Source organism: Dyella sp., assembly GCF_035508675.1.
Taxonomy (GTDB): domain Bacteria; phylum Pseudomonadota; class Gammaproteobacteria; order Xanthomonadales; family Rhodanobacteraceae; genus Dyella_B.
The window spans coordinates 1-5,973 of record NZ_DATJMN010000357.1 but is presented as its reverse complement, the minus strand read 5'-3'; the positions used below and the strand labels follow the sequence as shown (position 1 = coordinate 5,973).

Below are 5,973 nucleotides of genomic sequence, written 5' to 3'. Positions count from 1 at the left end.
TCGGTGCTTACGACATCGTAGTTGCGGCGAAAACGTGCGAGCCGGTCAGGATCACCGGTGCGGGCATAGCCGGCCAGTTCGATGACCGTTTGCTTTTGCGCCTTCGACCAGAGGCTTTCGCCATTCAAGAAACCCGCCAGCGTTACCTGTACCTGCAGCGCCCCCCAGGTCAGGCACAAAACCAAGCCAACGACCGCCGCCAAGCCGTATGCCAACGGCATAAGGCGCTGTGACAGCGGTCGTTGCTTTGCATGCTGGGCGGTACGCATCGTGCCCCTATCTTAAGAGCCTGTCATCCACAGTAAAAAACTGCTGACCCGATGTGTATCGCCCCACCAGCACTTTTACTTAAGCGGCCGCTTCACTGGCTGCCCATGGGTCACGACGCACATCCAGACACCGATCCAGGGTAATCCTCATGCTTACGTAACTACGCTTGACGCATTCTTGCAGATACGCCACTTCATCCGGACGCGGTGAAGTGCCGATCAGGGTGCATACGATCTCCAACGCCTCCCATGGATGAGTATCATCATACGCGGCGTGAAGTTGAAGCCAACGCAGCGTGCCCGCGCGGGTCGCCTTGGGGAAGCTCTCCGTATAGGTCGCGCTGTCGAAGACCCATTGCGACCACTCTCCGGTTGCCCCTTCCACCGCGTAATTGGTTGCCAGCATGCCGGCCGCCAGCGGACCGCTGCGGCTCACCTCCTCGCACCAGTTGGCCAGCGCGTCCGTCCCGTAAGGGGAAGTGCCGTTCAATACCTCACTTTGGGGCACCCCTGCTCCCTCGGCCCAATTGAGCCAGTATTCGGCATGATTCTGCTCCACTCGGATGTTGCGTACCAGCCAGCGACGGGCCATGTTTTCGCCCGGGCTGCGGCCATAGCGGGTTTTCAGCAGGTTGAGCGCCATATAGCCCGGAAAACGTTCGATCACGGGCCACACGCCCACCATGAAATCGCGCGTGCCTGTAGCATCCAGACGGTTCTCGCGCATCAGTGTCCACAGCTCATGTTTCACCACAGCCTGCTTGGTCGGTTCGCAGGCGGCGATCAGGTCTTGCGCCCAACGCGGATAGCTGGAAAGTTCGGTCAGCGAGCCGGTGCGTTCGAAATGTGCGTACATAAGATAAATCTCCACTAGGGTTACGGGTTGGTTTTCGGCCCGGAAATGGGCCTCGACTGGGCGCCAGTGCGGCTACCCAGCACCACCATAGTGGGCGCCCGGCTTAGCGGTTGCGACTCTCCCTAGGGCCAATGGCACTAACTTAAGCGTGTATCTCGACGCTTGCAGTGATGTGCCCGCTCCCCTGCGAAGGGGAGGGGCACATCGCGGCAGGCCATGGAGCAATGACGCTTAAGTTAGTGCCATTTTCCCTAGGGCTTGATGTGCCGGCCTGCTCGCAGGTTGGCGGTGAGGCAACGCCGAACCCCAACATGGCATCCTGCATCGCCATGTCGGGCTCGCTTGCGCTCAGCGCCAACGCCAGGTGCTAATGCCAGCCGAATCCGCGGTGCAGGCGCGTGCCCGGGGTAAACGAAACCCCGCGCAGCACTTCGCCGAATCCGGCCGAGCGCAACGTCACGAAGCGTTCATTCGCAGCGCCCGCCGCGGTCGTGTTCGACAGCTCGTCGCGAATGACGACCAGCTTGTCCGGATCGGCACCGGTATCGCCATTGCCGCTGACGGTGGAGGTGACCGCCCAGAGAGTGACCTTGCCGTCTTCATCCACACGCCCGGTGATCTGGCGCAGGCCGTCGGTCGCCGGTGACCACGGCAGGCCAGTGGCGAGGTTGTTGCCGGTGGGATAGCCCTTCACCGTATACGGCTGGCCGAGGTCCAGGCCGGCCTGCAGCGTATAGGCCAGCGTCCAGGATTGCGTGGCGGCGTTGAACACCCATTTCTGCAAGCCGGCCGTGGTCTGCGCCGCGGCATGCGTATACAGATCCGTACCGCCGGTATAGCCGTCGCCTTCGTCGGCCACATACAAAGTGTTGGCATCGGCAAACCACAAGGCGAAGGGATACGCCAGGGTCGTGGCCTTCTTGTTCGTCGTCGAGGGAAAGCCAGCCAGCACGCACATGTTGGTGGGCAAGCCGCTGGCCTGCAGCGTGGATGCGTTATAGGCAAGCGGCGCCGTCGGCAGCACTGCACCCGCCGCCGGCACGCCCACGCCGTTCGGGCAAGCCTTGCCGGTGGTATCGATGAAATAAACCGTATTCACGCCATTGCCGCCGCTACCCTTGGTGACGTACACCACGTTGTTGAACACGGTGATGCCGCGGAAGTTGTCATCCTTGCCGACCTTGTCGGCCTTCGCACCTAATGCCGTCACCGAAAAACTTGCCAGCGGCGTGGGCGTTACCGGCGTCTGTAACGATTCCGGCAGCGGCGAGGCGGCAATGGCTTGCGCGCCCGCGCCAAGGATCACCCCATCCGGCTGCGGGTTCGCGCCATTGCCGGCGTTGCCCACGGTGTAGAACAGGTTGGCGCCGTTGAGGTTGTTGTAGACCGCCGCGCGGCCGTTGTTGCCGCTGTAGGCATTGGTTTCGGTAAAGCGGAAATGTCCGTTGCGATCCAGCAGCGCCACGGCGCGGTAAAACACTTGGCCGTCCGGATTAGTGTCGTCGATCGCCAACGGCGTATTGGCATTGGAAACATCGATGGTATCGACCGGCGCCACATATCCCATGAAACTGAGATACCTTCCATCCAGCGACAGATGCAGGCCAAGTTCGGATTTGGAGCTGAAGCTGGTGACGAGCTCCCCTGCACGCGACGACGGGTGCAGGTTGTTGGACACTTCCAGCGAATCGATCAGCCAGCCCTCGGGCGTGATCTGATCCAGGTAGATGCGCGAGGTGATGCCGAAGCTGGCGTCGTAGATAACGTTGTTCCACACGTAAGGATAGCTGCCGTCGTAGGGCGCACCGCTGGCAGCACCGCACGCGCCGCTGGCCGCCGGGCAATTCGGCGGCAGCACTTCACCCACGGTCACGTTGCCGGCGTTGTTGTCGTACACGCTGCGGCTTACCACCAGGTTGCCAGGCCAGAAATGGAACGCATGGTCCTGCCATGCATCGTTGGCATACGCCACGGCGCCGGCGGCCAACGCGGCGATGGCAAGTGCGGCGGCGAGGGGCGTGCGGCGAAAACGGAAGCGGGAAGTCGCGGTCATCGTGGTCTCCGGAAGGTGTGTGATGAAACGGAGTACTGCGCACAACCCGAAGCACGTTAATGCTGGCAAATGAAAGCTTGTTGACAGCGACTTGGCGCGAAAACGTGAAAGCAGCGTGAATTTCAATTTACGCATGGCTACGCCACACGCGTAAATCCATCCGCACTCCAGCGCTCGCTCCCCACACCGTGGTGCACGAAGAACAAACCGTCCGGATCGTAGCGGCGCTTCACTGCCGCCAGGCGCGGATAATTCGCGCCCCAGAACGCGTGCTGCCAATCGCGCTGGAAATAATCGCTTTCCGACACATACGAACCGGCGTTCGGTGCGACCTTCAATAACGCATCCATCGCGCGGCCGACCGCTGCGGCTTCCGCGCGCGCCTTCGGCAGATCCTGGTTGGCGCCGGGCATACCGGGATAGGCCGGTGCGCCGTTGCCGGCGATGATCGCCAGCGCAAAGGCATCCAGCACCTGCGGATGGGTGGCGATGTCGCGCGCCGCGGCGATCGCTTCGGCCGGTGCACCGGCCAGGCCTTTGTTGAAATGGAACTCCACGTCCCATTGGCGCGTGCACGCAAAGATCGCATCGACCAATGCCGCCTGCCGGTCTTTGCGCAACAACGAAGCCGGCAGCCATGCGGATTTGAAGCTATGGAGGAACCAGCCGACCTCCCCCTGGTCGCCCGCCCACAGCACGTGGTTGCGTGGCGCACCGTCGCGGTCATCGGCAATCATGGCGCCGGGTACGTGCTGCCGGAAATAGTCCGCATCCCAGAAATGCTGCGCGGGTATCGCCAAAACCTGCACGGGCTTGGTGAATTGATAATCGCCGCTTGCATGCACCCAATCCAGGAACGGCTGCCAGGTCGCCTGCGCCTGTTGCTGGCTCAAGCCCTGGAACACCATGGAAATGTTCAATACGTTTTCCCCGCGAAAGCGCATCTGCTCGCCCCAATGCGGGTTGAACAGTTCGCCCTGGTAGAAGGCGATGGCTTTGGCGATCAGCGCGTGAAACGCGGCATCCGAAGCCGCCTTGATTTCGCCGAACACCCCGCCGAAATATTCCGGCAGCGCATGCGTGCGCAGCGTAAGCCGCGTCACCACGCCAAGGCTGCCGCCACCGCCGCCCTTGATGCCCCAGAAGAGATCGGGATTCATGCACGCGTTGGCAATGCGCACCTCGCCGTCCGCCGTGACAACTTCCGCTTCGATAAGCCCCGCTGCCGCCATGCCGAACCGCTTGGAGAAACTGCCGAAGCCGCCACTTTGGATCAATCCCGCCACGCCCACCGTGCAACAGCCGCCGCCTTGTACATAGCGGCCGGCATGCGTGGTCACGGCATCGTAAGCGTCGATCCACATGGCGCCCGCCTGCACACTTACCGCCGGCTGCGGCGCTTGCATGCCTTCGCAGCCCTGCCCCACAAAGTTATCGTGCAGGCTGATGGCGTTCATGTGCCGCGTCCAGATCAGCAAGGAATCCGGTGCATCGGAGGTGCCCTGGTAACTATGCCCGCCACCTTTCACCACCAGGCGCAGGTGATGCTTGCTGGCAAAGCGGACGGCCGCGGCCACGTCGGCCGCGCTTTCGGCCGCCACGGCATATGCGCTGGGCTGCGACAGCCACGCATCGGCCCAGCCGCTGGTCTGGGTCAGGCCCGGTTGGTCGCCGATGTAAAACGGGTTCTTGATGTGCTTGAGCACCTCGTCACAGGCCGCCTTGGAAGCCGTGAAAGGTGATTGCGGCTGGAGCAGGCGCCCGCCCACGGCGCGACGAAGTCCGTCCCATTGCGCGGGCGACGGCCAGCCGGCCTGGCCGGGGCGGACGCGTGTAAACGAGCTGCCGGCCAGGGCGGTGCCGATGCCGCCGGTCATCACGGCTGGCAAGAATGGAATCGCCAATGCCGCCTTCAATAACTCGCGCCTGTTCATGGGTCCCGCTCCGGTAGGTGGAATGGGGCGAGTGTTGGCGTGAGCCGGCGGTTCCGCCATCGCAAAGGGACGTGTGGCGAGGGGCTGGGGACGAGTGGTGGCGTGCGCGGGACGAAATGCTTCGCTGAATCACTCTCCCCTCTTTGCAGAAAGCTGGCGCAGGTTGGCGGTGAGCGCAAGCGAACCTCAACGTTTTGATATTCGCCACGATGCACTCCCTCCCCCACTTCGCACTTGATTAGCGTCGAGTCTCAGTAACCCCTCATCGTCGCCCCGGCGAAGGCCGGAGCCCAGCGCCTTTTGGGCGCCTCAACGTCACTGGGTCACGGTTTGACCCGCTTCGCTGTTGTGAACGGCACTTCTATCAATTGCCCGCTACTCGTCCAACAGCGTGACAAGTCGGTACAACTTGATACTCGCCACGATGCACTCCCTCCCCTGCGGCAGTAGGGGTTGGGGTGGGGTTGCTTGGGCTTTAGCACACCGCTGAATTTCCTGAGCAAGGGCATGGGAGCGATGGTGGGCTCCCGCCGCTCGCTGCGCTCGCACCCCTCCCTAGCCCTCCCCTACTTCGCAGGGGAGGGAATAGTTTCCCGGGATGATCCAGATGCCCGCTTCGCTATGAGGGCAATTTATAGAAGTGCCTTAACGCGCCTCGCCGGGACGACGCGCAAAAAACACAGCAACTGAGACTCGACGCTAATCAAGTACTGCCGCAGCGGAGGGGACGGTATGCCGCGCAGCTGAGGTTCGGCGCTAGTTCGGCTTTTGCATTCAAAGCACGCCTTGCACACCCGCACCGAACGCGGTGATCAAGCGCGTGTAAATCAACTTCGGTGAAATCGCCACGTCCGGGAAATC

General features: G+C 62.3%; 4 protein-coding genes. All 4 read right to left on the bottom strand.

All coding sequences use genetic code 11. The features are described 5' to 3' along the window. On the bottom strand, positions 1-269 hold a 269-nt coding region (locus tag VMA74_RS18905), incomplete at its 3' end, for a hypothetical protein (RefSeq protein WP_325369806.1). 79 nt (positions 270-348) lie between these two features. Continuing rightward, on the bottom strand, positions 349-1,125 hold the full coding sequence (locus tag VMA74_RS18900; RefSeq protein ID WP_325369804.1) for a TenA family transcriptional regulator: 777 nt from the start codon (positions 1,123-1,125) through the stop codon (positions 349-351). A gap of 367 nt (positions 1,126-1,492) precedes the next feature. After that, positions 1,493-3,178 carry a hypothetical protein gene (locus VMA74_RS18895; RefSeq protein WP_325369802.1) on the bottom strand — a complete coding sequence of 562 codons (1,686 nt, stop codon included), beginning with the start codon at positions 3,176-3,178 and terminating at the stop codon, positions 1,493-1,495. Positions 3,179-3,315: 137 nt separating this feature from the next. Next, complete coding sequence (locus tag VMA74_RS18890; RefSeq protein WP_325369800.1) at positions 3,316-5,112, bottom strand: FAD-binding oxidoreductase; 1,797 nt, start codon at positions 5,110-5,112, stop codon at positions 3,316-3,318. Positions 5,113-5,973: the final 861 nt, after the last annotated feature.

Excerpts from the sequence above, each read along its gene's own strand:
- VMA74_RS18900 (WP_325369804.1), bottom strand. The coding sequence starts at position 1,125 with ATGTACGCACATTTCGAACGCACCGGCTCGCTGACCGAACTTTCCAGC.
- VMA74_RS18895 (WP_325369802.1), bottom strand. The coding sequence starts at position 3,178 with ATGACCGCGACTTCCCGCTTCCGTTTTCGCCGCACGCCCCTCGCCGCC.
- VMA74_RS18890 (WP_325369800.1), bottom strand. The coding sequence starts at position 5,112 with ATGAACAGGCGCGAGTTATTGAAGGCGGCATTGGCGATTCCATTCTTG.